Source organism: Acetobacter estunensis, from assembly GCF_019083805.1.
In the GTDB taxonomy this organism is placed as follows: Bacteria; Pseudomonadota; Alphaproteobacteria; order Acetobacterales; family Acetobacteraceae; genus Acetobacter; species Acetobacter estunensis_A.
The window spans coordinates 1-486 of the sequence record NZ_JAHRDV010000074.1 but is presented as its reverse complement, the minus strand read 5'-3'; the positions used below and the strand labels follow the sequence as shown (position 1 = coordinate 486).

At 41.2% G+C, this 486-nt stretch carries 1 protein-coding gene; it reads right to left on the bottom strand.

The window, feature by feature from the left end; translation table 11 throughout:
* A partial coding sequence (locus tag KUA11_RS17050; protein ID WP_217412239.1) for a redoxin domain-containing protein occupies nt 1-272 on the bottom strand: 272 nt, incomplete at its 3' end.
* Nucleotides 273-486: the final 214 nt, after the last annotated feature.

Below are 486 nucleotides of genomic sequence, written 5' to 3'. Positions count from 1 at the left end.
ACATTGTTGCGGGCAGTAGAGCGAAGCGCATTGCTCAAACTTGCGTTCTGCATCCGGGACTGCGCGTCGTAACTTGCCCAAAAACTGAGCAACACATACTTTCCTTTCAAGTCTGAAAGTTCGGTTTGGGATTGCTCTGCCGACATGGTTTGGATTTTGAAATCCGGGGCCATGTCACCCACATTCAACCCCCCGGTAGGTTTGTCTTTTTCTACAAAAGAAGTCAAGGAACTTATTAGTAATACAACAAAAATCCATTTTGCATATTTCATGCGGCACGGTTTTGGTTAATACTATCCGGGACTGTCCTTCAACAGTGATTTCTTCCCGGAACATCGTCTTGTCAAAGCCTTGAATAGTGATAAAGATGCTGATAATCAAAGCTTTTAATGCTGAAATCGGGTGCAAAGGTAAGTAATTCCTAAACAAACTTCCAAATAAACAAGCATTTTTCTCACTTTTTAGGGGCATATTTTTATGTTATTT